The sequence below is a fragment of the Paraburkholderia aromaticivorans genome, from assembly GCF_002278075.1.
Classification (GTDB): Bacteria; Pseudomonadota; Gammaproteobacteria; order Burkholderiales; family Burkholderiaceae; genus Paraburkholderia; species Paraburkholderia aromaticivorans.
In genome coordinates this window covers 2,448,126-2,474,248 of the sequence record NZ_CP022989.1, presented here as the reverse complement: position 1 = coordinate 2,474,248, position 26,123 = coordinate 2,448,126, and the positions used below count along the sequence as shown (strand labels likewise).

24 protein-coding genes are annotated in these 26,123 nt (G+C 64.3%); 7 read left to right on the top strand and 17 right to left on the bottom strand.

The genetic code is table 11. The features are described from left to right. Nucleotides 1-40: 40 nt before the first annotated feature. Nucleotides 41-2,152 (top strand): phosphocholine-specific phospholipase C, encoded by a 2,112-nt coding sequence (locus tag CJU94_RS11360; protein ID WP_095418764.1) that lies wholly within the window; start codon nucleotides 41-43, stop codon nucleotides 2,150-2,152. A 118-nt stretch (nucleotides 2,153-2,270) separates the two neighbouring features. Here the strand turns inward: CJU94_RS11360 and CJU94_RS11355 are convergent, their stop codons facing one another. From CJU94_RS11355 to CJU94_RS11320, 8 genes are read right to left on the bottom strand one after another with little or no spacing between them, the layout of a single operon-like run. Further along, nucleotides 2,271-3,560, bottom strand: coding sequence for an MSMEG_0569 family flavin-dependent oxidoreductase (locus CJU94_RS11355; RefSeq protein WP_095418763.1), 1,290 nt, complete (start codon nucleotides 3,558-3,560; stop codon nucleotides 2,271-2,273). Nucleotides 3,561-3,586: 26 nt separating this feature from the next. After that, the gene (locus CJU94_RS11350) at nucleotides 3,587-3,871 is read right to left on the bottom strand and encodes an MSMEG_0570 family nitrogen starvation response protein (protein WP_095418762.1); all 285 of its coding nucleotides are present in this window, start codon (nucleotides 3,869-3,871) and stop codon (nucleotides 3,587-3,589) included. Nucleotides 3,872-3,885: 14 nt separating this feature from the next. Beyond that, the gene (locus CJU94_RS11345) at nucleotides 3,886-5,055 is read right to left on the bottom strand and encodes an MSMEG_0565 family glycosyltransferase (protein ID WP_095418761.1); all 1,170 of its coding nucleotides are present in this window, start codon (nucleotides 5,053-5,055) and stop codon (nucleotides 3,886-3,888) included. Next, nucleotides 5,052-6,035, bottom strand: a complete 984-nt coding sequence (locus tag CJU94_RS11340; protein WP_095418760.1) for a sll0787 family AIR synthase-like protein — start codon at nucleotides 6,033-6,035, stop codon at nucleotides 5,052-5,054. Before CJU94_RS11340 ends, CJU94_RS11345 begins: the two co-directional genes overlap by 4 nt. Continuing rightward, on the bottom strand, nucleotides 6,032-6,649 hold the full coding sequence (locus tag CJU94_RS11335) for an MSMEG_0567/Sll0786 family nitrogen starvation N-acetyltransferase (protein WP_095418759.1): 618 nt from the start codon (nucleotides 6,647-6,649) through the stop codon (nucleotides 6,032-6,034). The genes CJU94_RS11340 and CJU94_RS11335 overlap by 4 nt, the downstream gene beginning before the upstream one ends. A gap of 2 nt (nucleotides 6,650-6,651) precedes the next feature. Beyond that, nucleotides 6,652-7,722 (bottom strand): MSMEG_0568 family radical SAM protein, encoded by a 1,071-nt coding sequence (locus CJU94_RS11330; RefSeq protein ID WP_095420305.1) that lies wholly within the window; start codon nucleotides 7,720-7,722, stop codon nucleotides 6,652-6,654. Further along, a complete protein-coding gene (locus tag CJU94_RS11325) occupies nucleotides 7,715-8,761 on the bottom strand; it encodes a Nit6803 family nitrilase (protein ID WP_095418758.1) in 1,047 nt (348 codons plus the stop codon). The genes CJU94_RS11330 and CJU94_RS11325 overlap by 8 nt, the downstream gene beginning before the upstream one ends. 19 nt (nucleotides 8,762-8,780) lie before the next feature. Beyond that, entirely contained in the window at nucleotides 8,781-9,263 is a 483-nt protein-coding gene (locus CJU94_RS11320) for an MSMEG_0572/Sll0783 family nitrogen starvation response protein (protein WP_095418757.1), read from the bottom strand. A gap of 351 nt (nucleotides 9,264-9,614) precedes the next feature. Between CJU94_RS11320 and CJU94_RS11315 the strand changes: the two genes are divergently transcribed. From CJU94_RS11315 to CJU94_RS11305, 4 genes are all read left to right on the top strand, one after another. Then, entirely contained in the window at nucleotides 9,615-11,006 is a 1,392-nt protein-coding gene (locus tag CJU94_RS11315) for an aminotransferase-like domain-containing protein (RefSeq protein WP_095420304.1), read from the top strand. Nucleotides 11,007-11,019: 13 nt separating this feature from the next. Next, a complete protein-coding gene (locus CJU94_RS42250; RefSeq protein WP_279636584.1) occupies nucleotides 11,020-11,154 on the top strand; it encodes a hypothetical protein in 135 nt (44 codons plus the stop codon). 102 nt (nucleotides 11,155-11,256) lie between these two features. Then, nucleotides 11,257-13,056, top strand: coding sequence for a methyl-accepting chemotaxis protein (locus CJU94_RS11310; protein ID WP_095418756.1), 1,800 nt, complete (start codon nucleotides 11,257-11,259; stop codon nucleotides 13,054-13,056). 22 nt (nucleotides 13,057-13,078) lie between these two features. After that, the gene (locus CJU94_RS11305) at nucleotides 13,079-14,659 is read left to right on the top strand and encodes a methyl-accepting chemotaxis protein (protein ID WP_095418755.1); all 1,581 of its coding nucleotides are present in this window, start codon (nucleotides 13,079-13,081) and stop codon (nucleotides 14,657-14,659) included. 72 nt (nucleotides 14,660-14,731) lie between these two features. Here CJU94_RS11305 and CJU94_RS11300 read toward each other — a convergent pair whose 3' ends face one another. From CJU94_RS11300 to CJU94_RS11270, 7 genes are all read right to left on the bottom strand, one after another. Then, entirely contained in the window at nucleotides 14,732-15,112 is a 381-nt protein-coding gene (locus CJU94_RS11300; RefSeq protein WP_095418754.1) for a DUF5594 family protein, read from the bottom strand. Between the two features lie 99 nt (nucleotides 15,113-15,211). Next, the gene (locus CJU94_RS11295; protein WP_095418753.1) at nucleotides 15,212-15,562 is read right to left on the bottom strand and encodes a ribbon-helix-helix domain-containing protein; all 351 of its coding nucleotides are present in this window, start codon (nucleotides 15,560-15,562) and stop codon (nucleotides 15,212-15,214) included. A gap of 143 nt (nucleotides 15,563-15,705) precedes the next feature. Beyond that, the gene (locus CJU94_RS11290) at nucleotides 15,706-17,292 is read right to left on the bottom strand and encodes a GMC family oxidoreductase (protein WP_095418752.1); all 1,587 of its coding nucleotides are present in this window, start codon (nucleotides 17,290-17,292) and stop codon (nucleotides 15,706-15,708) included. 47 nt (nucleotides 17,293-17,339) lie between these two features. Then, nucleotides 17,340-18,044 (bottom strand): twin-arginine translocation signal domain-containing protein, encoded by a 705-nt coding sequence (locus CJU94_RS11285; protein WP_095418751.1) that lies wholly within the window; start codon nucleotides 18,042-18,044, stop codon nucleotides 17,340-17,342. Nucleotides 18,045-18,154: 110 nt separating this feature from the next. Beyond that, a complete protein-coding gene (locus CJU94_RS11280) occupies nucleotides 18,155-18,553 on the bottom strand; it encodes a VOC family protein (protein ID WP_095418750.1) in 399 nt (132 codons plus the stop codon). Nucleotides 18,554-19,034: 481 nt separating this feature from the next. Continuing rightward, nucleotides 19,035-20,705: an acyl-CoA synthetase gene (locus CJU94_RS11275; RefSeq protein WP_095418749.1), complete on the bottom strand. Its 1,671-nt coding sequence runs from the start codon at nucleotides 20,703-20,705 to the stop codon at nucleotides 19,035-19,037. Continuing rightward, a complete protein-coding gene (locus CJU94_RS11270; RefSeq protein WP_095418748.1) occupies nucleotides 20,702-21,622 on the bottom strand; it encodes an SDR family oxidoreductase in 921 nt (306 codons plus the stop codon). Before CJU94_RS11270 ends, CJU94_RS11275 begins: the two co-directional genes overlap by 4 nt. A 176-nt stretch (nucleotides 21,623-21,798) precedes the next feature. Here CJU94_RS11270 and CJU94_RS11265 point away from each other — a divergent pair, with 176 nt between their 5' ends. Continuing rightward, nucleotides 21,799-22,503: a TetR/AcrR family transcriptional regulator gene (locus tag CJU94_RS11265; RefSeq protein WP_095418747.1), complete on the top strand. Its 705-nt coding sequence runs from the start codon at nucleotides 21,799-21,801 to the stop codon at nucleotides 22,501-22,503. A gap of 105 nt (nucleotides 22,504-22,608) precedes the next feature. Here the strand turns inward: CJU94_RS11265 and CJU94_RS11260 are convergent, their stop codons facing one another. Together CJU94_RS11260 and CJU94_RS11255 are read right to left on the bottom strand one after the other, a co-directional pair. Continuing rightward, a complete protein-coding gene (locus CJU94_RS11260; protein ID WP_095418746.1) occupies nucleotides 22,609-22,797 on the bottom strand; it encodes a hypothetical protein in 189 nt (62 codons plus the stop codon). A 142-nt stretch (nucleotides 22,798-22,939) separates the two neighbouring features. Continuing rightward, nucleotides 22,940-23,848 carry a LysR family transcriptional regulator gene (locus tag CJU94_RS11255; protein WP_095418745.1) on the bottom strand — a complete coding sequence of 303 codons (909 nt, stop codon included), beginning with the start codon at nucleotides 23,846-23,848 and terminating at the stop codon, nucleotides 22,940-22,942. A gap of 147 nt (nucleotides 23,849-23,995) precedes the next feature. On the opposite strand from CJU94_RS11255, the gene CJU94_RS11250 reads away from it, so the two are divergent. Beyond that, complete coding sequence (locus CJU94_RS11250; protein ID WP_095418744.1) at nucleotides 23,996-26,116, top strand: 3-hydroxyacyl-CoA dehydrogenase NAD-binding domain-containing protein; 2,121 nt, start codon at nucleotides 23,996-23,998, stop codon at nucleotides 26,114-26,116. Nucleotides 26,117-26,123: the final 7 nt, after the last annotated feature.

Here is a 26,123-nt window from a genome sequence, read left to right as displayed (position 1 = left end):
ACGTGGATCGTTTCTCCACCGAAGATCGAAAGCCAATACCATGACCTCAAAAAATCGCCGTGATTTTCTGCGCTCCGCCGCGCATGCAGCCGGTTCCGCGACCGCATTGAGCATGCTGCCTCTGGGCATTCGCAACGCGCTTGCCATTCCCGCCAACAACAAGACGGGCACGATTCGCGATGTCGAGCACATCGTCGTGCTGATGCAGGAAAACCGCTCGTTCGACCACTACTTCGGCACGCTCAAGGGCGTCCGCGGTTTTGGCGACACGCGCGCGATCAATCTGCCGAGCGGCAAGCCCGTGTGGTATCAACCGCTCGCGGCGGATGCCGGCTACGTGCTGCCGTTCCGCCCTACCGCGCCCAATCTGGGTCTGCAGTTCCTGCAGGATCTCGCGCACGACTGGAGCAGCACGCACGCGGCGTGGAACGGCGGCCGCTACGATCAATGGGTGCCCGCCAAGAGCGCGACGACGATGGCCTACCTCACGCGCGAGGACATTCCGTTTCACTATCAGCTCGCCGACGCCTTCACGATCTGCGACGCGTACCACTGCTCGCTGATGGGCCCGACGGACCCGAACCGCTACTACATGTGGAGCGGCTGGGTGGGCAATGACGGCAGCGGCGGCGGCCCGGTGATCGACAATTCCGAACTCGGCTACGGCTGGTCCACGTATCCCGAAGTGCTGCAAAACGCGGGCATTTCCTGGAAGATCTATCAGGACGTCGGCACCGGTCTCGACGCGAACGGCTCGTGGGGCTGGACGCAGAATCCGTATATCGGCAACTACGGCGACAACTCGCTGCTCTACTTCAATCAGTACCGCAACGCGCAGCCGGGCAACCCGCTCTACGACAACGCACGCACCGGCACGAACGCAGCGAAAGGCGACGGCTACTTCGATATCCTCAAGCGCGACGTGCAGAACAACGCGCTGCCGCAAGTGTCGTGGATCGTCGCGCCCGAGGCTTATTCCGAACACCCGAACTGGCCGGCGAACTACGGCGCGTGGTACATCGACCAGGTGCTGCAGATTCTCACGTCCAATCCCGAGGTGTGGAGCAAGACGGTGCTGCTGATCAACTACGACGAGAACGACGGCTTCTTCGACCACATGGTGCCGCCGTTCGCACCGTCGTCGAGCGCGAACGGTCTGTCCACCGTCGATACCAGCAACGAAATCTATCCGGGCGATGCGAAGACCCCGGCCGCCCCGTACGGACTCGGCACGCGCGTGCCGATGCTGGTGGTTTCGCCGTGGTCGAAAGGCGGCTACGTCTGCTCGGAACTGTTCGACCACACGTCGGTCATCCGCTTTATCGAAAAGCGCTTCGGCCACGATCACAATCTCGGCGAATCGAACATCACGCCGTGGCGTCGCGCGGTGTGCGGCGATCTGATGTCCGCGTTCAACTTCAGCAACCCGAACGACGCCTTTCCGACGCTGCCGAGCACGAGCGGCTACGTGCCGCCGGATCAGAACCGTCATCCGGATTATGTGCCGCTGCCGCCTGCCCTGCAGTCCGTGCCGAAACAGGAAGCCGGCGTGCGCCCCGCTCGCGCGCTGCCTTACGAGCTGTTCGTGCGCGTGCATGGCGAAGGCGCGGCCAATAAACTCACGATGCGCTTCGTCAACACGGGGCGGACCGGCGCGGTGTTTCTCGTCTACGCCGCCCATAGTCTCGACGCGCCGCGCACCTATACGGTGGAAGCGGGCAAGCGCTTGCAGGATCAGTTGCCGTTGAATGCGGACGGCAGCTACGATTTCACCGTGTACGGCCCGAACGGCTTTCTGCGCCGCTTCGCCGGCAGGCCCGTCGCGCGCAGTTGGTGGCATGGCTCGGACATCGCGCGGCCTGAAGTCGCGGAGGGCTATGATGTCTCGAACGGCAACCTGCAATTACGGCTGGAAAACGTGGGCAGCGCGCGTTGCCAGTTCACGATCGTCAACGCGTACGATCCGGGCAACGTGATCAAGCATTCGGTGCGTGGCGGCGACACCGAGCAGCTCTATCTGGATCTGCGCAATGCGCATGGCTGGTATGACCTGGCGATTACGGTCGACACCGATCCGCTGTTCGCGCGGCGCTTTGCCGGACACGTGGAGACCGGCAAGAGCAGCATGAGCGACCCGGCGCTGGGCGCTTAAGCTCGACATCAGCCTCAGCCGAACGTTTCGGCTGCATACAGCGGCCGCCGCGACAGAAAACGCAGCGGCCGTTTTCCATGCTTTCTGCCGGGCGCCCAGGCGCCCAGGCGCCGTCACGTCATGCGGCGACCGCGGCCGATAACGACGCGCGCTCCCGTGCTTTCTCGCGAATTGCATCCACGATGAACCGGGCATCGCGCGCGACGCCGGAAAAACGCCCTGAGCCCCACGTATGCAGCCACGGCAAGCCGACGAAATACAAACCGTCGATCGGCGTAACGCCGCGCGTATGCGCAGGATAACCGCGACCGTTGAACACCGGTGCATCGAGCCAGCTGAAGTCCGGCGTAAACCCAATGCACCAGACGATCGCGGCAATCCCGCTGGCTTGCAGATCGAGCGTCGTGCGCTCCTGCGCCGGACGCCAGACGGGTTCGTACGCGCCACCCGCCGGCGCGTCGATGCCGTGCTTCTCGATGAAGCCGTCGATACTCGCGTTGATCCGGTTATAGGTATCGTCGGCGGCATCGAGATTGGCCGCCAGCGTGGGCGAAAAATGGAAGCGACCGTCGCGCAGATCGTCGAGCCGGCCGTACAACTCCATGCCTTCAGCGGCGAATTTGCGCAGGTCGATATCGCGACCGCCGTCGCGACCAGTCACATAATGATTGGTGTTGTCGCGCACCCCTTCGCGCAGCGGATGCTTTTCGACCGGCATGTCGTAGTACTGCATATCGGCGAGCCAGTCGACCACGTCGCGGCCCCGATAAAACCGCGCGCAACGCGGCGCCTCGCCAACCGCGAGCACCACCTTGCGGCCGGCCAGATGCAGGTCCTCCGCGATCTGCGCGCCGGACTGGCCCGTGCCGACCACCATCACCGCGCCTTCAGGCAGCGCCTGCGGGTTGCGATATGCCGACGATTGCAGTTGCACGATCCCCGCGGGCAAGCGCTCCGCGAGGCGCGGCACGATCGGCGTGTGATAGCCGCCCGAGGCCACCACCACCTGATCCGCGGTGAAATCGCCTTGCGTGGTGTTGATGGCGTAGACGCCGTCGTCGCGCTGCTTGACGCGCTTGACTTCAGTACGCTCCATCACCGGCGCATCCACGTGCGCGATGAAGCCGTCGAGGTACGCAATGATCTCGTCCTTCCGCATGAAGCCGTTCGGCTCGGCGCCACGATAAGGGTAATCGGGTAACGCGCATTGCCAGTTCGGCGTGACCAGACAGAACGCGTCCCAGCGCTGCTCGCGCCACGTATGCGTGACCGTATTCTTTTCCACGACCAGATGGTCGATGCCGGCCTGCTTCAGGTAATAGCTGACCGACAGCCCGGCCTGTCCGCCGCCGATGACGAGCACGCTGTAATGACCGTCAGCGCGCGCGTGATGTGTTGGATTCGACATGTTGCGTCCTCTGAAAGAATGAGCGCCTAGCTGAATTCGATGACCTTGACGGTCGCACCGGGCCGGTCGCGAAAGCGCGCCGCATCGCGCTCGATCTGCGCGAGCTGGTCCATCGCCGCCGAGCACGCAAAGCCGTATTTCTCGCGTACCCGCTCCGACGCGATGCCCAGCGCCTGGCGCGACCGGTCGACGAAATCCTCCAGCGCATAGGCCTCGCCCGGGGTGAAAAAATCGCCGATCACGAGCGAAGGTGAATAACAATTCGCTTCGTTGCCATCCGGCCATTGAATCCGAAAGTGCATGACAGGCATTGCTTATCCTCGAATCAGTGGGGAATCGGAGCACGCCTCGCGAGCCAACGGCGGTAGGCGTCCATGTGACGCCGCGCGCTTGTCGCCCAGCTAAAGCGTGCGAGTAGCGCAGGCACGGCATGCTCGAAGTCGATGCCGCTTTCGCCGAGCGCTCGCACAAGGGCCGCCGCGATCGACTCCACGTTCAGAGGATCGGCCCAGCAGCAGGTGGCGTCGTCGAGATACTCGGTGAACGGCGCGATCGACGACGCGACCACCGGCGTGCCGCTGGCGAGTGCCTCCAGCACGACGAGACCGAAGCCTTCGCATAAGGAAACCATCGACAGCACATCGGCGCTTCGAAACAGCGCGGGCATGACGGCGTCTTCGAGCGGGCCGGTCACCACGACGTTTTCATGCGGACCGATGGACAGGCCAAGCTCGCTCGCCCGTTGCAATAAGCGCCGGCTATAGGCGTTGTGGTCGAGCAGGCTCGCGCCGCCCGCGATCACGAGTTGTGCGTGCGGCAAAGCGCGGCGCACGGATGCAAATGCTTCGAGCAGCGCCAGCGTGTTCTTGCGCGCCTCGATGCCGCCCACGGCAAGCACGACCGGACCGTCACCGATGCCGAAGCGCTGCCGCAGTTGAGCGTCATGCGGATCCCGACGGGAAGAAAAACGCGCCGCATCCACGCCGTTCGGCACCGTGATTGCACGGATGCCATATATGGAATGCATGTCATGCGTCCATCTTTCGCTCACGCACAGCACCTGGTCCGCCTCCTGATACGCGCGGCGTTGCCACGCCGCCAGCCTCGGATCGTCGAACTGATCCAGGTGATGCACCGTGCGCACGAAGCCGTCAACGAGACCTTGCGCTTTCAACCCGGCAAGCGCGTTGCCGCTGATACTGTCCTGCGCGTGCAGCACATGGAACGCGGCTGTGTCGTAGTCGATCAACGCGCGGCAGAAAGCGTCGATTCGCGCCTCGACCATCGAAACCGTATCGACCTGTGGCAGCACGACGGGCGCATAGACCACCCGGCACGGCGGCAAACGAAACAGCGTCTCGCCGCGCACGGCCGGCACGAACACCGTCACGTCGTGCCCGAGCGCCGTCAATGCCGCCGCCAGTTCGAGCGTGTGCACTACGCCGCCGCGCGGGTTGACCGAATGCGTGAGCAACGCGATACGCAGCGCGCTCATTTCACCTCGCCCTTTCCGACGATGAAGGGCTCGCGCCGGAAGTCCCATAGCGTGGCGACGTCATCGCCCCGATGCAGGATCACCTCGCTCGTTGCATCGACGCAACCGATCACGGCGCACGCCAGCAAGCGCGCGTTGAATGTCGCCTGCACGGTCTGCACGTGTTCGGGCCGCACGGATAGCAGGTAACCGAAACTGGGAAAGGCAGTCAGCCAACGTTCCAGCGGCACATCGTCTGGCTTGGGAATGCAATCGAGGTCGATCCGCGCCCCCACTTGGGAACATTCGAGCAGCATCAACGCGGTGCCGAGCGTGCCCGCCATGCTGATATCTTTCGCGGCGTCGCAAAGACCGCTTTCCGCCAGTTGCGGCAGCAGTTCGAGGTCGGCGCGCAAACGCCGCGGCGGCGCATCCACCGAAGCATTCCAGAATGGATACGGCTCTTCGAAGCGGCCGCGCAGATCGACGGCCATCAGCAGACTGTCGCCCGGCTTCGCATTGAAACTCGACAGCAACGCCTTCGCGCGGCCGACAATCGACACCGCCACTTGCGCCGCGTCGCTGCGTGTATTCGTATGGCCGCCGACGATCGGCACGCCATACGCGAGCGAAGCGGCCGCCATGCCCGCCAGCACTTGTTGCGCCGCGCCGATGCCCGGGCTCCACAGCGCATCCACCACCGCCAGCGGCCGTCCGCCCATCGCATAGATATCGCTGACGTTGACCATCACGCTGCTATAGCCGGCGAACCACGGCATCGCGCTGACGAAATCGCTGACCATGCCTTCGATAGCGAACAGCAGATAGCCGTCGCCATCGGCGAGCGCGGCACAGTCGTCGCCGAGCGCCACGGCCTGCGCGAGATCGCGCGTGCCGCGCGGCAAGCGCTTCGCGAGCGAATCGACGACGCCGACGATATCGGTCTTGTGCCGGAACCCGCGGCTCTCGCGCAAGGCGGCGACCAGATCGGCGACCGTCATGCCGCACTCCGCTCGCGCTCACGACGGCGCGGCAGCGCGTGCGCCTGCGCACGAGTTTGCGTAACAAAACCGCCATACGGCTCAGCGCACGGCGGATATCGATCCAGTTGCGCCTGCATCAGATGGTGCGGCCTGCCCAGCAGGGTCTCCTCGGCGAGCACGTCCCAATACATCGCGCGAAAGAGCGGCACGTTCTGGCTCTGCACGTGCGCGAGGAACGTCTCGCAGCCAAGCGCATGCGCGCTGCTCACCGCCAGCCGAATCAGCGTCGCGCCGATCTTGCCGTGCCGGCGAAATGCCGCATGCACGGCGAGCCGCGAGCCAAACCACACATTGCCGTGATCGCGATGAATGCGCACGGTGCCGACCACCTGCTCCGGCATGCCGGCAAGGCAGCTGAGCGCCACCAGTTGCTGCGCGTGCTGATCGATATCGTCGCGATCATCGCCGACAAAAATGCCCTGCTCGATGCAGAAGACGGCGCGCCGCAACTTGAACGCCTCTTCGGCTTCCCAATTCAGGGTGGTCCATTTGATACGGAATTCGCTCGGCGTATACGGCGCGACATCCATGTCGCCGTCCAGCGCCTCACCTGCGATCGCTTCACCGAACATGATCACTCCTCGTATGAGGACAGCGACGAACACGCGCCGCACTTACCGCAGCCGGCCTTGATATCGCTCGAACGCATGGCCGCGGCATTGAGCATGCCGCCCAGCGGCTGCAATACCGACTTCATGAATTCGGGCGTCGGCGCCGGATGATCTTCGAGCGGCGTGCCGCTGATCGGCACGAACGGCACGACGAATGGATAGACGCCCAACTCGATCAGCTCGCGCGACATCGCCAGAATCGCTTCGGCGCTATCGCCAAGGCCGGCGAGAATATAGGTGCTGACCTGTCCGCGTCCGAATATGGCCACGGCGGCCTCGAACGCTTCCATGTAACGCGACAGCGGCACGCTCGCCTTGCCCGGCATGATGCGTTCGCGCAACGCGGGTGTCACGACTTCGAGATGCATGCCGAGTGTGTCGATGCCGCTCGCTTTCATGCGCGCGAACCAGCGGTCGTCGTCCGGCGGCTCGCATTGCGCCTGGATCGGCAGATCGACCGCGGCCTTGATCGCGAACGCGCTCTCGCACAGAATCTGCGCGCCGCGATCCGGCGTGGGCGGCGTGCCGGTGGTCAGCACCATATGCTTCACGCCGTCGAGCAACACGGCCGCGCGCGCCACTTCCGCCAGTTGCTCGGGCGTCTTGCGCGCAATCGTGCGACCCGCCGCGAGCGACTGCCCGATTGCGCAGAACTTGCAACTCTTGCGGCGGCTTTCATAGCGAATACAGGTTTGCAATACGGTAGTCGCGAGCACGTCCGCGCTATGCAGCGTGGCGATATGCGAGTACGGCACGCCGTCGAGCGTCTGCATGCCGTAAAAACGCGGCGCTTTCGGAAAGCTGATCGAGGCGATCGGGATCGTGCCGCGCAACAGCGCGCTCGTGCCGCTCGCATCCGGCGTTTGCGCAACGAACGGCGAGTGCCACGCGGTGCTCGTGTGCACGGGCACCATGATCGTCACGCCGTCCACCGTCACCGCCTTGTGGTCCGACGGGCCCGCGCCGCCGCGCCGGCTCGCCGCGCCCGCATCCGGCGACACCAGCCGCAAGCCGGCCGACTGCAATTCAGTCATCAATTGCCGGCTCTGCGCCGACAGCGATTCGCTGGCGTTCATCGCACCCTCCTTCGGTTGAATTGACATCCGCCTTGGACACGGGCGGCCACGCCGGCATCGGCGCCACGGTTTCCGCGGGCCGCCGGTTGATCGCGAGACTCAGCAATTCGGGGCGCGCGTAATGGCCGACCGAATCCATCATGCGTTTGCGCTTGGTGATCAGGGCCATGTCGAGGTCCGCGATCACCATGCCTTCGCCCTCGCGCAGCGGCTCGGCAAGATGCTGCCCTTCAGGCGAGACGATCGCGGTATTGCAGCCGCCGCGCAGCGCCTTCTGCAGATTCGGGTCCGGCGTCACGGACGCAATCTGCGCGTCGCTGAGCCAACCCGTTGCATTGACCACGAAGCAACCCGATTCCAGCGCGTGATGCCGGATCGTCACTTCGATCTGATCGGCGAAGATCGGCCCCACCAGCGAACCGGGAAACTGGCTGCAATGAATCTCTTCGTGCTGGGTCATCAACGCATAACGCGCGAGCGGGTTGTAATGCTCCCAGCAGGCGAGCGCGCCCACGCGCGCCACCGCCGTGCGCGCCACCGTCAGCCCGGCCGCGTCGCCCTGCCCCCAGATCATCCGTTCATGAAACGTCGGGGTGATCTTGCGGCGCTTGAGCACGATCTGACCGTCCACGTCGAAGATCAATTGCGTGTTGTAAAGGCTGCCGTGATCGCGCTCGTTTACGCCGAGCACCACCACCATCCGATGCAAACGTGCCTGCTCGGCCACCGCCTGCGTCACGGGACCCGGCACCACCACGGCCTCTTCGTAGAGTTTCATGTGATCGGCGCCGGAGGCGACCGGCGGCCGTACGAAAGAGAAGTACGGGTAATACGGCACGAAGGTTTCGGGAAATACGATCAGTTGCACGCCTTTGCGCGCCGCCTGTTCGATTGCCTCGCAGACCTTCTCGAGCGTGCCGCCGCTGCGCTCGAAGTCCGGTGCGATCTGGACCGCCGCGGCGCGCACGATGCGTTTGCCGGTCGATTTATCGGACATAGTGGTCACTCGCCTCTCGTCAGACCGTCCACGTGTGGATGATCAATGCATTGTCCTTGCGATGGAGCAGCTGGATGTCGAGCACGTCGAGCGGGCTGATCGGGCGAATGCCTTCGATCAGCGAAGCTTCGCCGTGTCCATACAGCGCCTGCAGCGCGAAGCGGCACGCGTAGACCTTGCCGCCTTCTTCCATGAACTTCATCAGTTGCTTGTTGAAGTTCAGATGACCGGGGAACGCTTCGTCGCCGAGGGTCGGAAAGCCGCGCTGCAGACCGAGCGTCACGCCCGGTCCGTACAGCAGCACCGTAGTTTCGAAGCCCTTGCGTTGCAGGCGCGTGGCCTGCAACAGATTGACGAAACCGATCGAGCCTTCGAACGCGACCGTATGAAACGTGACGAGCGCCTTCTCGCCCGGTTCGGCTTTCACGTCTTCGAAGACTTTCTCCTCATAGTCGACAAGGTAATCGCCTTTCTGATGCAGCGGTTTGTTGACGGCTGGCATGACACTCTCCGATCAGGTTTGCTAAGTAAAAGAGGGCGCGCGTTCAAGCTGTGCGCGCTTCTTCCAATGCAACGGCCGTGCCATTGATCGCCCACGCGAATGCGATCAATCAGCAATCAATTCCGCCTCGATTCGAAGTGCGACTCAAAAATCTTTTTGGCGCGAAGGTTGCGTACAGCCGAGGCATCCCGCGCAAACGCTATTGGTGCGCCAAGGCCGCACCAGCCATGTGCGCTTCGCGCCGCCGAACGTGTCGGCGTGGTGCAGTCATTCACCACAGTCGATCAATCCGATCATTTATCGCATGCGGATGCAATCATCTTTTTGAACGTGAAGAGAGACCCGAAGCCGATGAGCAGCCCGACACATCACTGGATCAAACGTCTTGCCGACATTCGCAAACCCGCCTATCTCGCGATCCCCGATCTGATCGAAGAAGATCTCGCCACCGGGCGGCTGCGTCCGCGCGACCGCCTGCCGGGACTGCGCGATCTCGCCGAGGAACTCGCCCTGAATTACACGACGGTGGCGCGCGCCTATGCCGAAGCGCGCAAGCGCGGCCTGCTCGATTCGCGCGCCGGCAGCGGCACGTTCGTGCGCGGCCGCACGGCGACCTTGCCGCTCGCGGGCGGCAGCAGCATTGAGATGTCGATGAACACGCCGCCCGAGCCGCCCGATTACGCCCTGCGCTTGCGCGACTCCGCCGCGCGCCAGATGGCCGACAGCGATCCCTATCAGTTGTTGCGTTACCAGGACTTCGGCGGCTCGGCGGCCGACAAGGATGCGGGCGCCGAATGGCTACGACGCCGCGTGCCGCATTGCGACGCGCAGAACGTGCTGGTATGTCCCGGCATTCATAGCGCGCTGGTCGCGCTCGTCTCGCAGCTCGCGCGACCCGGCGGCACCATCTGTCTCGATGCGCTCGCCTACCCCGGCATCAAGGCGATCGCCGCGCAACTCGGTGTGCGTCTACAGGCATTGCCACGCGACGACGAAGGCCCGCTCGCCCACGCCTTCGAAGCGCTTTGCAAGGCCGACAAGCCGAGCGCGTTCTATTGCAATCCGACGCTGCAAAACCCGAGCACGCTCACGCTGACGCACAAACGCCGCGAAGCGCTCGCCGACGTGGCGCTACGCTACAGCGTGCCGATCATCGAAGACGATGCGTACGCGATGCTGCCGCAGAGCGCGCCCGATGCGCTCGCGAGCTTCGCTCCCGAACTCACCTATTACGTGACGGGCCTGTCGAAGAGCTTCGGCGCCGGTTTGCGCGTCGCGCATCTGCATGCGCCGACGCCGCGCCAGACCCAGCGGCTAGCCGGCGCGTTGCGCGCGACCACCGTGATGGCGAGCCCCTACACGGTCATGCTCGCCACGCAATGGATCGCGGACGGCACCGCCGCGGACATGCTCACTGCGATCCGCAACGAATCGCGCGCACGTCAGGCGATTGCCGCGCGCATGCTCGAAGCGTGGCCGTATGAAGCACATCAGGACGGCTTTCATTTGTGGTTGCCGGTGCCGGTGGAAAGCGGCTGGAGCGCGTCCGAACTCGCATTGCAGTTGCGCAATCAGGGCATTGCCGCCGTGGCGGGCGCGGCATTCTCCACCGACGGCAATCCGCCCAACGCCATGCGCGTGTGCCTCGGCGGCTCGAAAACGCGCGACGAATGCGCACAAGCGCTGCACATCGTGGCGGAGACACTCGACCATCCGCATCATCTGCACTCGCCGGTGATGTGAAACGAATCGCCGGGTGCGCTATCCGGCGTTATTGTCGTACGAATACGACGCCATTCGCGACGCCATTCGCGACGCCACGCGCGACGCCATTCCCGGGCCTCATGCGGCAATCCGCCACGCCGCTCTCCCGGCGAATGTCGGCGATTGACGGAATTTGCCGCTCAAGTCCCGCCCGTTCAGGCCGTATACCCCAAGTGAGGCTCCGGCCTCGCCGATTCCGGTTCACCGCTTACTCCGAAAGACTCCCGACATGTTCACCTCCATTCGCGCTCGCATCGTTGCCTTGAGCGTCGCTATCGTTGTGGTTGCGCTTGCTGTCAACGCGGCTCTCAACTATGTCGTCGCCAACTCGTATAACGCCGATGCCATCGGCAGCAGTCTGACCGCGGTGGAAAGCGGCCACGTGACCGGCATTGGCGACTGGGTCGCCGCCAACAGTCAGATGATCAACTCGCTGCAGGAAGCGGTCCTGCAACCCGATCCGTCTGCCGCGTTGAAGCAGATCGCGGCGGCCGGCAGATTCGCGAACGTGTACGTCGGATATGCGGACAGGACGTCGAAGTTCTCCGACCCGACCGGTATTCCGCCCGACTACGATCCGACCGGCCGTCCTTGGTACAAACAGGCCGCCACGGCGGGCAAGCCGGTGGTGACGCCGCCGTACGTGGATGTGGGCACGGGCAAGCTGGTGGTGGCATTCGCCGCGCCGGTCGTGCGCGACGGCGCGGTGAAGGGCGTGGTGTCCGGCGACGTCGCGATGGACAGCGTGATCGCCAACGTCAAGGCCATTCATCCGACACCCGCGAGCTTCGGCATGTTGATCGACGCAGGCGGTCGTATCGTCGCGCATCCGGATCCGAAACTGACCTTGAAGCCGGTCTCCGACGTCGCGCCCGGCCTGACCAGCGACAAGCTCGCCGCGCTCTTCAGCGCGGATCGTCCGCTCGAAATGGACGTGAACGGCAGCACGAAACTGATGCGCGCACAGGCGATTCCCGGCACCGACTGGTATGCGGTCGTCGCCCTCGACAAAGCCGAAGCGACGGCCGGCATGCGTTCGCTGCTGACCGCTTCGGTGATCGCGCTGATTGTGATCGCCGGTATCGCGGCAGCGATCGTGGCGGCGGTCACCGCCGTGTCGTTCCAGCGCCTGTCGAAAGTGCGCGATGCGATGGACGCCATCGGCTCCGGCGAGGGCGATCTGACGCAACGCCTGCCGGCCGTCGGCAACGACGAGGTCGCGCAGATCGCGCGATCGTTCAATACCTTCATCGACAAACTCAGCCACGTGATGCGCCAGATTCGCGACGCCAGCGAATCCGTGCGCGTCGCCGCGAATGAAATCGCCGCGGGCAACGTCGATCTGTCGGGCCGCACGGAATCCGCGGCCGCGAGCCTGCAGCAAACCGCCGCATCGATGGAAGAAATCACCTCGACGGTCACGCAATCGGCCAGTGCCGCGAAACAGGCCGACCATACCGCGGTGTCCGCCTCGCAGGTCGCCTCGCGCGGCGGCGTGGTGATCTCCGAAGTAATCGCGACGATGGGTGAAATCCAGCATGCGTCGGTGAAAATCTCCGACATCATCGGCGTGATCGACGGCATTGCGTTTCAAACCAATATCCTCGCGCTGAACGCCGCTGTGGAAGCCGCGCGCGCGGGCGAACAGGGCCGCGGTTTCGCGGTCGTGGCCGGTGAGGTGCGCAGCCTCGCGCAACGCAGCGCGCAGGCCGCGAAGGAAATCAAGGCGCTGATCGAAGCAACGGTGGCCAGCGTCTCGTCGGGTTCGGGCCAGGTGCGCCAGGCCGGCGAGACGATGACGGAGATCGTCAGCAACGTCGCCAATGTGACGACGATCATTTCCGAAATCACGCAAGCAGCCAACGAACAGACCCGCGGCATTCAGGAAGTCAACCGCGCGGTCAGCCAGCTCGACGAAATGGTGCAACAGAATGCCGCGCTGGTCGAAGAATCCACCGCCGCCGCGGCCGCCCTGCAAAGCCAGGCCGTGAGCCTCGCGAGCGCCGTGACGCAGTTCAAACTCGACTAAACGCTACAGCCGGACCATTGCAGTGAAGTTTTATAGAAATCTGAAGATCGCCGTTAAATTGGCGTTGCTCGGCGCGGTATTGCTGGCCGCGACGATGATCGTGGGTCTGGAAGGCTGGCACGCGTTGTCAAGAACGCATGCGTTGCAAATCCAGTCCGCACAGTCGCTCAGCCAGTATGCGCAAGCTGCCGACACGGCGCGCGTCGCCCAGGTCGAGTTCAAGAAACAGGTTCAGGAATGGAAGGACCTGCTGTTGCGCGGCGCCGATCCCGCCGCCTTCAGCAAGTACCGTGATGCTTTCAACCGGGAAAGCGGCACGACGCACGCTGCCCTGCTGCGCCTGAAGGATCAGTTGAGCGCATTGGGCGCTAACGTGGACGGTGTCGACAAGGCGCTCGCCACGCATGCTTCGTTGCAGGACAGCTACCTCGACGCGCTCAAACACTACAACGCCGCCGATCCGGACACGGCGCACGCCGTCGATGTTCTCGTGAAAGGCATCGACCGCGCGCCGACCGCCGCGATCGACGACATCGTCGCGGCAGTGATGCAACAGGCGCACGACTCCAGCGTGCGCACGGGCGAGGCGGCGGAACAGGCCTACGCGATCGCGACCGCGCTGTTGCTGTCGGTCGTTATCGGTTCGCTCGGCGTCGGCGCCTTCGCGGTCTGGTTTCTCAGCCGCAGCATCACCGTGCCGGTCAGGCAGGCGGTGGGCGTCGCGCAGGCGGTTGCGGCAGGCGATCTGCGCGCGGAGGTGCCTGTGGTGAGCCGCGACGAAACGGGCCTGTTGCTGACCGCGCTCAACGACATGAACCAGCGCCTGCGGCATATCGTCAGCGAAATCCGTGAAGGCGCGCATACGATTTCGACGGCCACGCAGGAAATCGCCGCCGGCAACCTCGACCTGTCCGCACGAACCGAACAGCAGGCGGCCTCGCTCGAAGAAACCGCCGCGTCGATGCGGCATTTCACCGACTCGGTTCAGCGCAACGCGGCTAACGCACGCGAAGCCACCTCGCTCGCGCAGACCGCCGCTCATGCCGCTCGCGAAGGCGGCGTCGTGATGAGCGACGCCGTGCGCACGATGGGCCAGATCGACGCGGCATCCAAGCGCATCGTCGATATCATCGCGGTGGTGGAAGCCATCGCGGCGCAGACGAACATCCTCGCGCTCAATGCGGCTGTGGAAGCGGCGCGCGCCGGCACGCAGGGACGCGGCTTCGCCGTGGTGGCAAGCGAAGTGCGCAGCCTCGCGCAACGTTCCGCCGACGCCGCGCGCGAGATCAAGACGCTGATTCGCGAGTCGGTTGCCACGATCGAGGCCGGCACGCGACTGATCACTCACGCAAGCAATACGATGGACGGCGTGGTGGAAAGCGCCGGCAGTGTGACACGCATCGTCGAGTCGATCGCGACGGCCAGCGTCGATCAGGCAACGGGCATCGCGGAGGTCAACGATGCCGTCACGCAGATGGACCAGGTGACGCAAAGCAACGCGGCGCTCGTCGAGCAGGCGTCGGCCGCGGCCGACGCGGTGCAAAGCAAGGCGTCGGGGCTCGTGCGAAGCGTGAGTTTCTTCAGGCTCGGCGCCGCGGCCTGACGGACCGGCGCCGTGCTCGCCGCGCGGCGCCGGTTGCAGCCTGTCTGGACGAAGCGGCGCGCAACCCGCCGCTTACGACTCGAAGTCGAGTCCGCCGATCAAGGCGACCGGCTCGGCCTGCGTATGGGAGAGAAAGTCCAGTTCGCGCGCATGATTCCACGCCGCGAGCTTGCGCGGCAGCGCGGCCAGATAGCCCGCGAAACGCGACGGCCCTTCGGCCCCCATCAGCCTCTCGATTTCGTCGCTGTCCCAGGTCAGATACAGATTCAACGGGTGCGGGTACAGCCCCATGTTCTCGATCGGCGCTGCATGAATCCGCACGCGGGTGGGATGCCCGTGGCCGCCGTAAGGCAGCACTTCGGTATGCACGGTGGTGGCGAGGCAGGCGGCAATGGCCTCGGCGATGCGAGGCGCGAACTGTTCATCGAAGCGGGCGGCACTCTCCGGACTCATCCATGTCTCCAACGTTATGCGGAATGTGCCGAGCATCCTAGCACGCGGTCCGGCACGCGCCTCCGGTCTTCCGCTGCGGTTTCGCGCCGCCCTCGCGCATCAAACCGTCTTCAGCATGCGTGGTTTCGTTTCGCTCGCCGCAGCCGCCGGTTCGGGAGCCGCGGCGGGCACGTCGGCGCCCTTCTCCGTACGCATGGACAGATAGCGCAAACAGCACACGCGCAGGAACGACGCGAAGTTAGTCGGCAACTCGCCGCGCAGCGCGATCAGTTCGTCGTACAGTTGCACGGCGAACTGACTGGTGGTCATGCTTTCGCGCGCGGCGATTTCGTGCAGCACGTCCCAGAACAGATTCTCCAGCCGCACCGTGGTAATCACGCCGTGGATGCGCAACGAGCGCGTGCGCGACTCGTACAGGATCGGATCGGCGTTGATGTATATCCCACACATGGTGTTACTCCCGGTTTTCAGGCATGCGTGCCGTGCGCTCTTCATGCAGCCACGGCACGCCGCCGCCTTCGTCAACATACGCCGGCATCCGCCGCTCGACAATCGCCTCGAACCCGAACGCGGCCCTGCCCCGTCGAACCGCTCTACACCGCGCGCTTATTCATCTGCGCGGCGATGTGATCGGCCTGGCGGATCGCCAGCGTGACGATCGTCATGGTCGGGTTCTCCGCCGCGCCGGTGGTGAACTGGCTGCCGTCGGAAATGAACAGGTTCGACACTTCATGTGTCTGTCCGAACCTGTTGCACACGCCGTCTTCGGGCCGTGCGCTCATGCGGGCCGTGCCGAGGTTATGCGTGGACGGATACGGCGGCACGCGATACACCGTCTTCGCGCCCGCCGCTTCATACACCGCGGTACCCTGCCTGAATGCATGCTCGCGCATCGCCTCGTCGTTCGGGTGATCGTCGAAATGCACGTTGGCGACCGGCTGGCCGTACTGGTCCTTCACGTCCGTGTTCAACGTCACGCGATTGCTCTCGCGCGGCATATCCTCACCGACGATCCACATGCCCGCCGTGTACGCGTATTGATCCATGGCCTGGGTGAACGTGGGTCCCCACGCGCCGGGATCGAGAAAGGCCGCGTAAAACGGCAGGCCGAGCGACACGGTCTCCATGTGATAGCCGCCCGCGAAGCCGCGCTGTGGATTGAACGTCGCTTCGTCCTCGATGATGCCGGCCATCGTGGTGCCTTTGAACATCTCCACCTTGTCGTTGAACACCGCGTACACCGAGCCCGTGGTGTGACGCATGTAGTTGCGGCCCAATTGCCCGGAGCCGTTCGCGAGTCCCTGGGGGAATTTGCTCGAATGCGAGTTCAGCAGCAGGCGCGGCGTCTCGATCGAGTTGCCCGCCACCGCGACGATGCGCGCCTTTTGCCGCTGCAATTTACCGTTGCCGTCGTAATAGAGCACTTCCTTCGCTTTGCCGCGCGCATCGGTTTCGATCCGCACCACATGGGCCTGGGTGCGCAACTCCATATGGCCGGTCGCCTGGGCGCGCGGCAACTCCGTATAGAGCGTCGACCATTTGGCGCCCGTGCGGCAGCCCTGGAAACAGAAGCCGCGCTGGAAGCAATGCGCGCGGTCGTCACGCACCACGCTGTTGATCGCCATGTGCCCGGTATTGCATTCTTTGTAGCCGACCTTCATCGCACCGGCCGACAACACCTTGAAGTTGTTGTTGCCCGGCAGACCCGGCAAACCGTTGGTGCGCGTGATGCCCATCTTCTGCTGCGCGCGGTCATAATACGGATCGAGCTCTTCGCGCGTGAGCGGCCAGTCGAGCAGGTTGGCGTCCTTGATATCGCCGTATGTCGTCTTCGCCTTGAACTCGTGCGGCCTGATCCGCAGGCTCGCTCCGGCCCAGTGCGTGGTCGTGCCGCCCACCGTCTTGCAGATCCAGGCGGGGAGATTGGGAAAGTCTTTGGCGATGCGCCAGGTGCCCGACGTCGTGCGTTTGTCGAGCCATGACAGCATCTGGAACGAGCTCCATTCGTCGGTCGTGAAATCGGCCTGCGTGTGCAGCTTGCCTGCTTCCAGCACGACGACGTTGATGCCCTTCTGCGCCAGTTCGTTGGCCAGCGTGCCGCCGCCCGCGCCCGAACCGATGATCACGACGACCTTGTCGTCGTTGTGCGAAAAACGCACCTTGTTGTTGTCTTGATTCATGTCCTGTCTCCGCATGGTCCCATGCATGATGGTTGCCGTCGTGGCGCTTAGCTGTCCGTCGGAATCGGGCCGCTGGCAGCGGCCGGCGGGTTGGGCAGCCACGAGAGACTGTTGAAGCCTTTGCTCAGGTAGCCGCCATCGCCCTCCGACGCGCCGTAGCCGAAATGCGCGTACGCCATGGTGTTGGCGTACAGCGAGACCACCGCGGTGCTGCGTATCGTGTTGAAGAAGGGGGTTCCGGCGAGCGCGGTGACGTCTCGCGCCTGGTCCGAGGGCGCGCGCTTGAGCCAGTCCGAGCCGGCTTGCGCGTCGAGCTGTTTGACACCGTCCGCGAGTTGCTGGCGCACTGCCGGATCGGCTTTCGCTTTCGCGTCGAGGTCCTTTACCACCAACGCATAGACCGCGTTGTCGAGCGTGGGGTGCGGGTAGAGCTGCCGTGTGAAGGCCAGAATCACTTCGCCCTGATGCGTGTCCAGTCCCTGCATTTCCAGCGCCCAGGCGCGGCTCGGCGCGAAGCTCGACAACACCGACGAAGCCGCCAGCGTGCCCATCAGCACACCCGTGCCTTTCAATAGCTCGCGCCGCGTGAGCGGAATCCGCAAGGCGGCGGTGGCGGCCTTCACCGCGCGATGCTCGCCGGGGTGCTGCTCGTGCTCGTGCTCGTGCTCGTGCTCGTGCTCGTGTTCGTGCCCGTGACGATGCGCATGATGTGCGTGTCCGGACGTGACGATCGGGATAATCGTTGTCTTCATGTCTGTCTCCTTGGTCGACCGGAGTTAGCGCTTAGGGGCTTACTCCGGTCCCATGCAACCTGGTTGTTGTGGGGTATTGCAACTACACGCGGCGGCCGCCCGGATTGCTCTTATTGATAGTGGCCGTAGCGCTCCAGCACTTCGATCTTGTAGCCGTCAGGGTCCTGAATGAAAAAGTAGCGCGCCAGCAATTCGCTGTTGTCGTTGTGAAACTCACGCAGATCGTTGGGCGTCATGCCGAGATCGAGCAGACGCTGCCGCTCGCTTTTTGCATCGTCGACGCAAAACGCCACGTGCCCGTAGCCGTCGCCATGCGAATACGGCTCCTCCCGGCCTTTGTTCCAGGTGAGTTCTATTTCGGTGTCGGTTTCCTCGTTGCGCAAATACACGAGCGTGAAATCCGCAAAGTCGAGGCGGTGCGATACGTTTAGATTGAAAGCCTTCTGATAGAACTGCAGCGAGCGCGGCAGATCGAACACGCGGATCATCGTGTGAATGAGTTTGGCCATCTGGGTCCCCTCCTGGTTGAATCCAGTTTAGGAGGCCGCGAACGCGAGTGGTAATGCACGGCTAAATCGCGCCAGGGACTTGCCCTATGCTGCAGGAGCGTCGATCGGCCTGCGTCTGCCGCGCTCGATTGCGATGCAAACGGCGATGAGCCTGAGGCCTCATCAGGTTTGCAATGCAGCACGCGAGGTTATTCGAGTGAACGGTCGCCGAATGGGATTAGGCAAAACCCGACATAGGCCGCCTGCGAACACGCGACAGGCGAAGCCTGTTCGCTTTTGCGCGGGGTTGCGCACGCGCCCCGTTGGGGCTCGCCGTGCGCGGACCGAAGCAGATAGTCGACAAAGCCGTGAAGGGTGACTCGCTGCAGCCCTGACACGCAGCGAGTGTTTTGTCACGCGCGGCGGTCCGGGCTCGGGCCGCGCTCCAGATAAATGGTCGGTGCGATATCCCTGCGCGTAGTGGGTGGACGTTGGCTCGTGCTTATCGCGGTTCAGGCTTCGGCGCGGCATGCTCCGCGTCTTGCCCGAGTCCCTCGCGCAATGCTTTGCGGATCACCTTGCCGGTCGCCGTCAGCGGCAGGCTGTCGACAAAGCGGATCTCGCGCGGATATTCGTGCGCGGCGAGACGCGTTTTGACATGCTGCTGGATCTCGCGCACGAGCGCCGCGTCGCCGATAAAGCCGGGGTTCAGCACCACGAACGCCATCACGATCTCGGTGCGCTCGCGATCCGGTGCGCCGATCACGGCCGCCATCGAAACAGCCGGATGACGCAGCAACGAATCTTCGATCGAAGCCGGCCCGATCCGGTAGCCGGCGCTCGTGATCACGTCGTCGCCACGGCCGACAAAACGGATGAAGCCGTCCGCGTCGCGCGTGCCGAGGTCGCCGGTCACCAGAAACCCGCCGCGGAATTTTTCGCGCGTCGCCGCCTCGTTGCCCCAGTAGCCGAGAAACATGACCGGATCGGGCGAGGCCACCGCGATATCGCCGATCGCGCCTGGCGGCAGTTCGTTGCCATCCATATCGACAATCGCAACATGATGCCCCGGCACCGCGCGGCCGATCGCGCCGAAGCACGGCTCGAAAAGCGCCGCGCACGACGACACCACCACGTTGCACTCCGTCTGTCCATAGAACTCGTTGATCGTGACGCCGAGCGCCTTGCGGCCCCAGCCGATCAATTCCTCGCCGAGCGATTCGCCGCCGCTCGCCACCGAACGCAACGCGAGCTGCCAGCGTTCGGGATGCTCGACGCCGCGCATCATCTTCAGCGCGGTGGGCGGCAAGAACGTATGCGAGACCGCGTGGCGCGCCATCAGATCGAACGCGGCCTGGCCGTCGAATTTCGCAAAGCGGCGCGCCAGTACCGGAACGCCGTGATGCCACGACGGCAGCAGCACGTCGAACAGGCCGCCGATCCACGCCCAGTCCGCGGGCGTCCATATCAGCGTGGCGTGCGCGGGAAAACCCTGCTGCGACATCTCGACGCCGGGCAGATGCCCGAGCAACACGCGGTGCCCGTGCAACGCGCCCTTCGGTTTGCCGGTCGTACCGGATGTGTAGATGATGACAGCGGGATCGTCGGCGCCGGTGTCGGCCGGCGTGAAGTCGGCGGGCGCGTGGTTCAGCGCTTGCCAGAAAGAACGCACGGGTGTTTGCGGATCGCCGTTGTCCTGATCGATATCCACGCTGAAAACCGTGCGCAGCGCGGGCAGCGCGGCGCGGATTTCGTCGACCTTGCGCACGCCGCCGTGGTCCGTAATCAACGCCACCGCGCCGCTATCGCCGAGCCGGTGTTCGATCGCATCGACGCCGAACAGCGCGAAAAGCGGTACGGCCACGAGGCCGGCCTTGTAAGCGGCAAGATGCGCGATCGCCGTTTCGACGGATTGCGACAGGAAGATGCCGATACGGTCGCCGCGTTGCGCACCGGCCGCGACGAGCGCATTGGCGAAGCGATCGGAGAGCGTCTTCAACTGGTCGAACGTATAGCGAGTGGCGTTGCCCTCGGGATCTTCGTAGATCAGCGCAAGACGGCCCGAACCGTCGGCCCATTTATCGCACACGTCGACGCCCATGTTGTAGCGTGCCGGGATGCGCCAGGTGAAGTTTGCCCTCAGCGATTCGTAGGTCTGGCCGTCGAGATTCATCGTGTCTGCTCCTGCAAGCCCGTCGGCGGTTGATAGCGCGGGAAGCCGCTATATTCGATCGTACGCTCCGCCTGCGCAAGCGGCCATGAATGGCGCGCGTTCGGCACGCCGCCGTCGACGCGGATCACCGTGCCGTTGATGAACGCCGACGCCTCCGACAACAGAAATACTGCCGCGCTGGCAAGCTCGGACTCGGTGCCGAAGCGCTGCAGCGGGACCTTGTGCTTCAGCGTGCGCAATAACGCCTGGTAGTCTTCGTTGTAGCTGTCCATGCCCGCGGATGCTATCCAGCCCGGCGCGACCGCGTTGACCCTCACCCCCGCGTGGCCCCATTCGCACGCGGCGGTTTCAGTGAAGTTCCACACACCCGCGCGGGCCGCGCCCGAGTGACCCATGCCGGGCATGCCGCCCCAGATATCCGCGAGCATGTTCACGATGGTGCCGCCGTGATGTTCCATCCATTGGGTGTAGCACTCGCGGGACATCAGAAACGTACCGTGCAGGTTGTTGCGCACCACCGCGTCCCAGCCATTCAGGGAAATCTTTTCGAGTTTCGCGGGGAACTGCCCACCGGCGCAGTTGAAGAGGCCGTCGATGCGGCCCAGCTCGGTGATGATCGACGTGATCGTTTCGCGGACCTGTTGCTCGTTGCGGATGTCGCAGCAATAGCGCTTATGTTCGCCGGCCGGGTGTGGGTGATCCTCGGCCAGTTCGGCTTGCACCGTTTTCAGTTTGTCGTCGCTTCGGCCGACCAGCGCCAGGGTCGCGCCTAACGACGCGAGTTCGTGGGCCGTGCAACGGCCCAACCCGCTGCCCGCGCCGGTGACGATAATCACTTTGCCCGCGAACAGACCGTCGCGGAAAACTGAACGATAGCCGCTCGATGGCGGCGAGGTGCTCGACGAAGCTGCGGGCATTCGGGTGTCTCCTCCAATGTACTGCGCTCTCGGCGTTAGTTGAGTGTAGCTCAGGTTTTACTTCTGCGCGCTGTTTAAAGGTTATCTTTGTTTGATAATAAATCCAACCTTTTGCCGTCATATCATTTGAGCTAGACTCAACTCATGCCGACCCAACTCGCCGCCCATTCCTGCCGATGACCGTATCCACCGTCTCCCGCCGCGTGCCCGTGCAGGCGCGCTCCGAACAACGACTCAAGGCGATTCTCGAGGCGGCCCGGCACGTCTTTTCCGAAGTCGGCTATGCGTCGGCCACCATGACGGAGATCGCCGGGCGCGTCGGCGTGTCCGAGGCGACGATCTTCACGTACTTCGCCAGCAAGCGCGATCTCTGCGTTCGCGTGCTCGGCAATTGGTACGACGAGATCATCACGCAGGTTGAAAACGAATTGCCGCTGATTGCGGGCACCCGCAACAAGTTCGCCTACCTCGTGCGCACGCACCTCTACCGGCTGAGCGTCGACGGCACGGGTTTGTGCGCGCTGATTCTGTCCGAAGGGCGCGAGAAGGACGACAAGTTCGGCGACGTGATCGTCGAACTTCAGCGCCGCTATACGGCGCCGATGATGAACGTGCTCGCCCAAGGCATGGCAAGCGGTGATATTCGCGGCGACATGCCGCTCGGTCTGTTGCGCTCCGTCGTATATGGCCCGATGGAACACGTGCTGTGGGACGCGGTGCGCAAACAGAGAGCGGTAGATATCGAAGCGACTGCCGCTTCGCTGAGCGATCTGCTATGGCAAGGGCTCGTGCCGCCCGATGCGCAGGAGGCCGCGTTGCGGCAACTGCGCAGCGATGTGATTGGCGCGGTGAAGCGGTTCGAGGCGGCGGCTTTGAAGTGAGGGAATCACGCCTTTGGCGAGGCGCTGCTGCGCTCGCGAGTCGAGTTCACTACCATCGGGTTGCCGGCAGCAGACGCCGGACATGAGGCCTCACCTCACCGCACCTCACCCTGCCCGCTTGTTCCGTTGCGCCCGATTGGCACGCCAGCGCAGCAGAAACCCGACGAGTGCGGCAAACGCCGCGCTCGCCGCATAGCCGCCGAGGCGAATCGCGGCTTCGTCCGGCAAGCGGAGGAACAAAAGAACGGCCACGGCGAGTGCAAGCACGGCTAGAAGTCCGATGATCCATTTCATCTCAGGTCTCCGTGACCACGGTTTTTATGAAGTAACGCACCGCTGTTTCGATAAGCATACCTGTACGCGGCTCAAGATGAATCCGCGGTTTCTCCATAGGCGTCACGCGCTGCCACTCGGCAACGTTCCTTCCCGTAGCCGGTTACGCGGGCAACCCTCTGCCCGTGCCGTGCGCCTGCTGCAAGATGAAATCGATGAACGTCGCCGCCGCGCGCGTGTGGTGCCGGTTCGGCATATACAGCATGTACATATGCGTGCCGAAGATGCTCAAGCGCCATTCGTCGAGCGCGGTCACTACGTCGCCGCGCCGCAGGTCGTCCTGCACCACGTAGTCCGGCACGAGCCCCACACCCAGCCCGGCGAGCACCGCCTGGCGCAGAAACAGAAAGTTCTCGGAGATAAGCGTCGGCTCCAGCAGCACTTCATACCGTTCGTCGCGCAAGTAGGCGGCCACGCGCAGCTGCCTGCCGACCACGGCCGCGGTAATCAGCGGTGCCGTGCGCAGGTCGTCGAGCTGCTTCGGCATGCCGTGCGTTTGCGCGAAGACGGGCGATGCGCACGCCACGTACCTGACCGGCCCCATGTCGCGCGCGACCAGGTTCTGCGGCGGCTCGGACATCACGCGCACGGCGATATCCACTTCGTCGCGCATCAGGTCTTCAACGCGATTCTCGAACATCACGTCCAGCACGATGCCCGGATAGAGCCGCTTGAACGCAAGCAGCCAGTCCGACATGACGAGTTGCCCATAGCCGCTCGGCACGCTCAGCCGCACGCGGCCTTGCAGGCTTTGTCCGAGCGTGGCGACGGATTCGCGCGCGGCGAGCAGCGCGTTCTGGATCGTGCGGCCGTGCTCGTAGAGCTGCAGGCCGATTTCGGTCGGCTCGACCCGGCGCGTGGTGCGCCTCACCAGTTGCAGGCCGACGGAACGTTCCAGCTGGTTCAGGTGATAGCTGACATTCGCGCGGCTCATTTTCAGCCGGCGCGCGGCTTCGCTGAGATTGCCCGCGTCCAGAATATCCACCAGCAAGGTCAGGGAGTTGACGTCCATGCCACGGCCTTTGTCAAAGAAACTTTGACAGTCTGTCAACCGTCCATGTGATTGTCAATAAACCTTGACCACCGCACAATCGGAGCATTCGCCAGACCCGGCATGCTTTTTTCGCGTGCATCCGATAAATAGTCAGGAGACGACATCATGACCCCCAACCCCTCGGCCGACGTCGTGACGCGCGAAATGCGCGGCAAGGTGCTGCTCGTGACCATCGACCACGCGCCGGTCAACGCGCTGTCAGCCGACGTGCGGCGCGGCCTGCTCGCCGCCGTCGAAGCCGCGGATGCCGACAAGGCCGTCGAAGCCGTGTTGATCGTCGGCGCAGGCCGCAATTTCATCGCCGGGGCGGATATTCGCGAGTTCGGCAAGCCGCCGCTGCCGCCCGCGCTCCCGGACGTGTGCAACCGCATCGAAGCGTGCACGAAGCCGGTGGTCGCCGCGATTCACGGCGCGGCGCTCGGCGGCGGCCTGGAAGTCGCGCTTGCCGCGCACTACCGAATTGCCGTCGAGGGCGCGAAGCTCGGCCTGCCCGAAGTGCAGCTCGGCCTCCTGCCGGGCGCGGGCGGCACGCAGCGCACGCCGCGCCTGATCGGCGCGCAGGCCGCGCTCGATCTGATCCTGAGCGGCCGCCACGCCGGCGCGAAGGAAGCGCTGGCGCTCGGTCTGATCGACCGCCTCGGCAGCAGCGACGACATCCTCGCCGAAGGGCTCGCCTATGTGCACGAGTTGCTGTCCACCCACGCACCGGTGCGCCGCACGCGCGACGCCACGGTGCCCGGCGAGCGCGCCGCGAGTCTCGCCGCGCTCGCCACGGCGCGCGCGGAAACCGCGAAGAAATCGCGCGGCCTGTTCTCACCGCTGAAAATCGTCGACGCGGTTCAAGCCGCCGTCGAACTGCCCTTTGACGAAGGTCTGCGGCTCGAACGCAAACTGTTCCTCGAATGTCTCGACAGCCCGCAGCGCGCCGGCCTGATTCACGCCTTCTTTGCCGAGCGAGAAGTGCTCAAGGCGCCCGAAACGCGCGAGGCCAAACCGCGCGCGCTGAACACGATCGGCGTGGTGGGCGGCGGCACGATGGGCGCGGGGATCGCCGTCGCGGTGCTCGACGCGGACTTGCCGGTGACGATGATCGAACGCGACGACGCCTCGCTCGCGCGCGGCCGCGCGCACATCGAAAAAGTCTATGACGGCCTGATCGCCAAAGGCCGCATGAGCGCGGAGAAGAAGGCCGCGGTCATGACGCGCTGGAGCGGCAGCACGTCTTACGGTGCGCTCGCCGACGCCGATCTCGTGATCGAAGCGGTATTCGAAGACCTCGCCGTCAAACAGGCCGTATTCGCCGAACTCGATCGCGTCTGCAAAGCGGGCACCGTGCTCGCGACCAACACGTCGTATCTCGACATCGACGCGCTGGCCGCGAGCATTTCGCGCCCCGCCGACGTGATCGGCCTGCACTTCTTCTCGCCCGCCAACATCATGAAGCTGCTGGAAGTGGTCGTGCCGAAACAGGTCAGCGCCGACGTGGTCGCCACCGCGTTCGAACTCGCGAAGAAGCTGCGCAAGACGCCGGTGCGCGCGGGGGTGTGCGACGGCTTCATCGGCAACCGTGTGCTGGCCGTGTACCGCGCCGCCGCGGATGCCATGATGGAAGACGGCGCGTCGCCCTATCAGATCGACGCGGCCGTGCGCGCGTTCGGCTTTCCGATGGGTCCGTTCCAGGTGGTCGATCTGGCGGGCGGCGACATCGGCTGGGCGGCGCGCAAGCGGCGCGCCGCCACCCGCAATCCCGCCGCGCGGTACGTGCAGATCGCCGACCGGCTGTGCGAGCGCGGCTGGTTCGGCCAGAAGACCGGACGCGGTTTTTATCTGTATTCCGAAGGATCGCGCAGCGGCACGCCTGATCCCGAAGTCGAAGCGATCATCGACGCCGAGCGCGCACGCGCCGGTATCACGCCGCGTACCTTTACCGATGACGAGATCATCCGCCGTTATATGGCCGCGATGATCAACGAAGGTGCCAACGTCGTGCATGAACGTATCGCGCTGCGGCCGCTGGACGTCGACGTGACCTTCCTTTACGGCTACGGCTTTCCGCGCTATCGCGGCGGCCCGATGAAATACGCGGACACGGTCGGCCTGCCGAAGATCCTCGCCGACATCCGCGAGTTCGCCAAAGACGATCCGCTCTTCTGGCAAGCTTCACCGCTGCTGGTCGAACTGGTGGAACGCGGCGCCGATTTCGCGAGCCTGAACCAGACGGTCTGAAACGGCG

Coding starts and splice junctions, on each gene's coding strand:
- CJU94_RS11250 (WP_095418744.1), top strand. CDS start 23,996: ATGACCCCCAACCCCTCGGCCGACGTCGTGACGCGCGAAATGCGCGGC.
- CJU94_RS11285 (WP_095418751.1), bottom strand. CDS start 18,044: ATGAAGACAACGATTATCCCGATCGTCACGTCCGGACACGCACATCAT.
- CJU94_RS11345 (WP_095418761.1), bottom strand. CDS start 5,055: ATGAGCGCGCTGCGTATCGCGTTGCTCACGCATTCGGTCAACCCGCGC.
- CJU94_RS11265 (WP_095418747.1), top strand. CDS start 21,799: ATGACCGTATCCACCGTCTCCCGCCGCGTGCCCGTGCAGGCGCGCTCC.
- CJU94_RS11320 (WP_095418757.1), bottom strand. CDS start 9,263: ATGCCAGCCGTCAACAAACCGCTGCATCAGAAAGGCGATTACCTTGTC.
- CJU94_RS11300 (WP_095418754.1), bottom strand. CDS start 15,112: ATGAGTCCGGAGAGTGCCGCCCGCTTCGATGAACAGTTCGCGCCTCGC.
- CJU94_RS11335 (WP_095418759.1), bottom strand. CDS start 6,649: ATGTTCGGTGAAGCGATCGCAGGTGAGGCGCTGGACGGCGACATGGAT.
- CJU94_RS11350 (WP_095418762.1), bottom strand. CDS start 3,871: ATGCCTGTCATGCACTTTCGGATTCAATGGCCGGATGGCAACGAAGCG.
- CJU94_RS11355 (WP_095418763.1), bottom strand. CDS start 3,560: ATGTCGAATCCAACACATCACGCGCGCGCTGACGGTCATTACAGCGTG.
- CJU94_RS11340 (WP_095418760.1), bottom strand. CDS start 6,035: ATGACGGTCGCCGATCTGGTCGCCGCCTTGCGCGAGAGCCGCGGGTTC.
- CJU94_RS11290 (WP_095418752.1), bottom strand. CDS start 17,292: ATGAATCAAGACAACAACAAGGTGCGTTTTTCGCACAACGACGACAAG.
- CJU94_RS11360 (WP_095418764.1), top strand. CDS start 41: ATGACCTCAAAAAATCGCCGTGATTTTCTGCGCTCCGCCGCGCATGCA.
- CJU94_RS11275 (WP_095418749.1), bottom strand. CDS start 20,705: ATGAATCTCGACGGCCAGACCTACGAATCGCTGAGGGCAAACTTCACC.
- CJU94_RS11270 (WP_095418748.1), bottom strand. CDS start 21,622: ATGCCCGCAGCTTCGTCGAGCACCTCGCCGCCATCGAGCGGCTATCGT.
- CJU94_RS11260 (WP_095418746.1), bottom strand. CDS start 22,797: ATGAAATGGATCATCGGACTTCTAGCCGTGCTTGCACTCGCCGTGGCC.
- CJU94_RS11255 (WP_095418745.1), bottom strand. CDS start 23,848: ATGGACGTCAACTCCCTGACCTTGCTGGTGGATATTCTGGACGCGGGC.
- CJU94_RS11330 (WP_095420305.1), bottom strand. CDS start 7,722: ATGACTGAATTGCAGTCGGCCGGCTTGCGGCTGGTGTCGCCGGATGCG.
- CJU94_RS11315 (WP_095420304.1), top strand. CDS start 9,615: ATGAGCAGCCCGACACATCACTGGATCAAACGTCTTGCCGACATTCGC.
- CJU94_RS11280 (WP_095418750.1), bottom strand. CDS start 18,553: ATGGCCAAACTCATTCACACGATGATCCGCGTGTTCGATCTGCCGCGC.
- CJU94_RS11325 (WP_095418758.1), bottom strand. CDS start 8,761: ATGTCCGATAAATCGACCGGCAAACGCATCGTGCGCGCCGCGGCGGTC.
- CJU94_RS11310 (WP_095418756.1), top strand. CDS start 11,257: ATGTTCACCTCCATTCGCGCTCGCATCGTTGCCTTGAGCGTCGCTATC.
- CJU94_RS11295 (WP_095418753.1), bottom strand. CDS start 15,562: ATGTGTGGGATATACATCAACGCCGATCCGATCCTGTACGAGTCGCGC.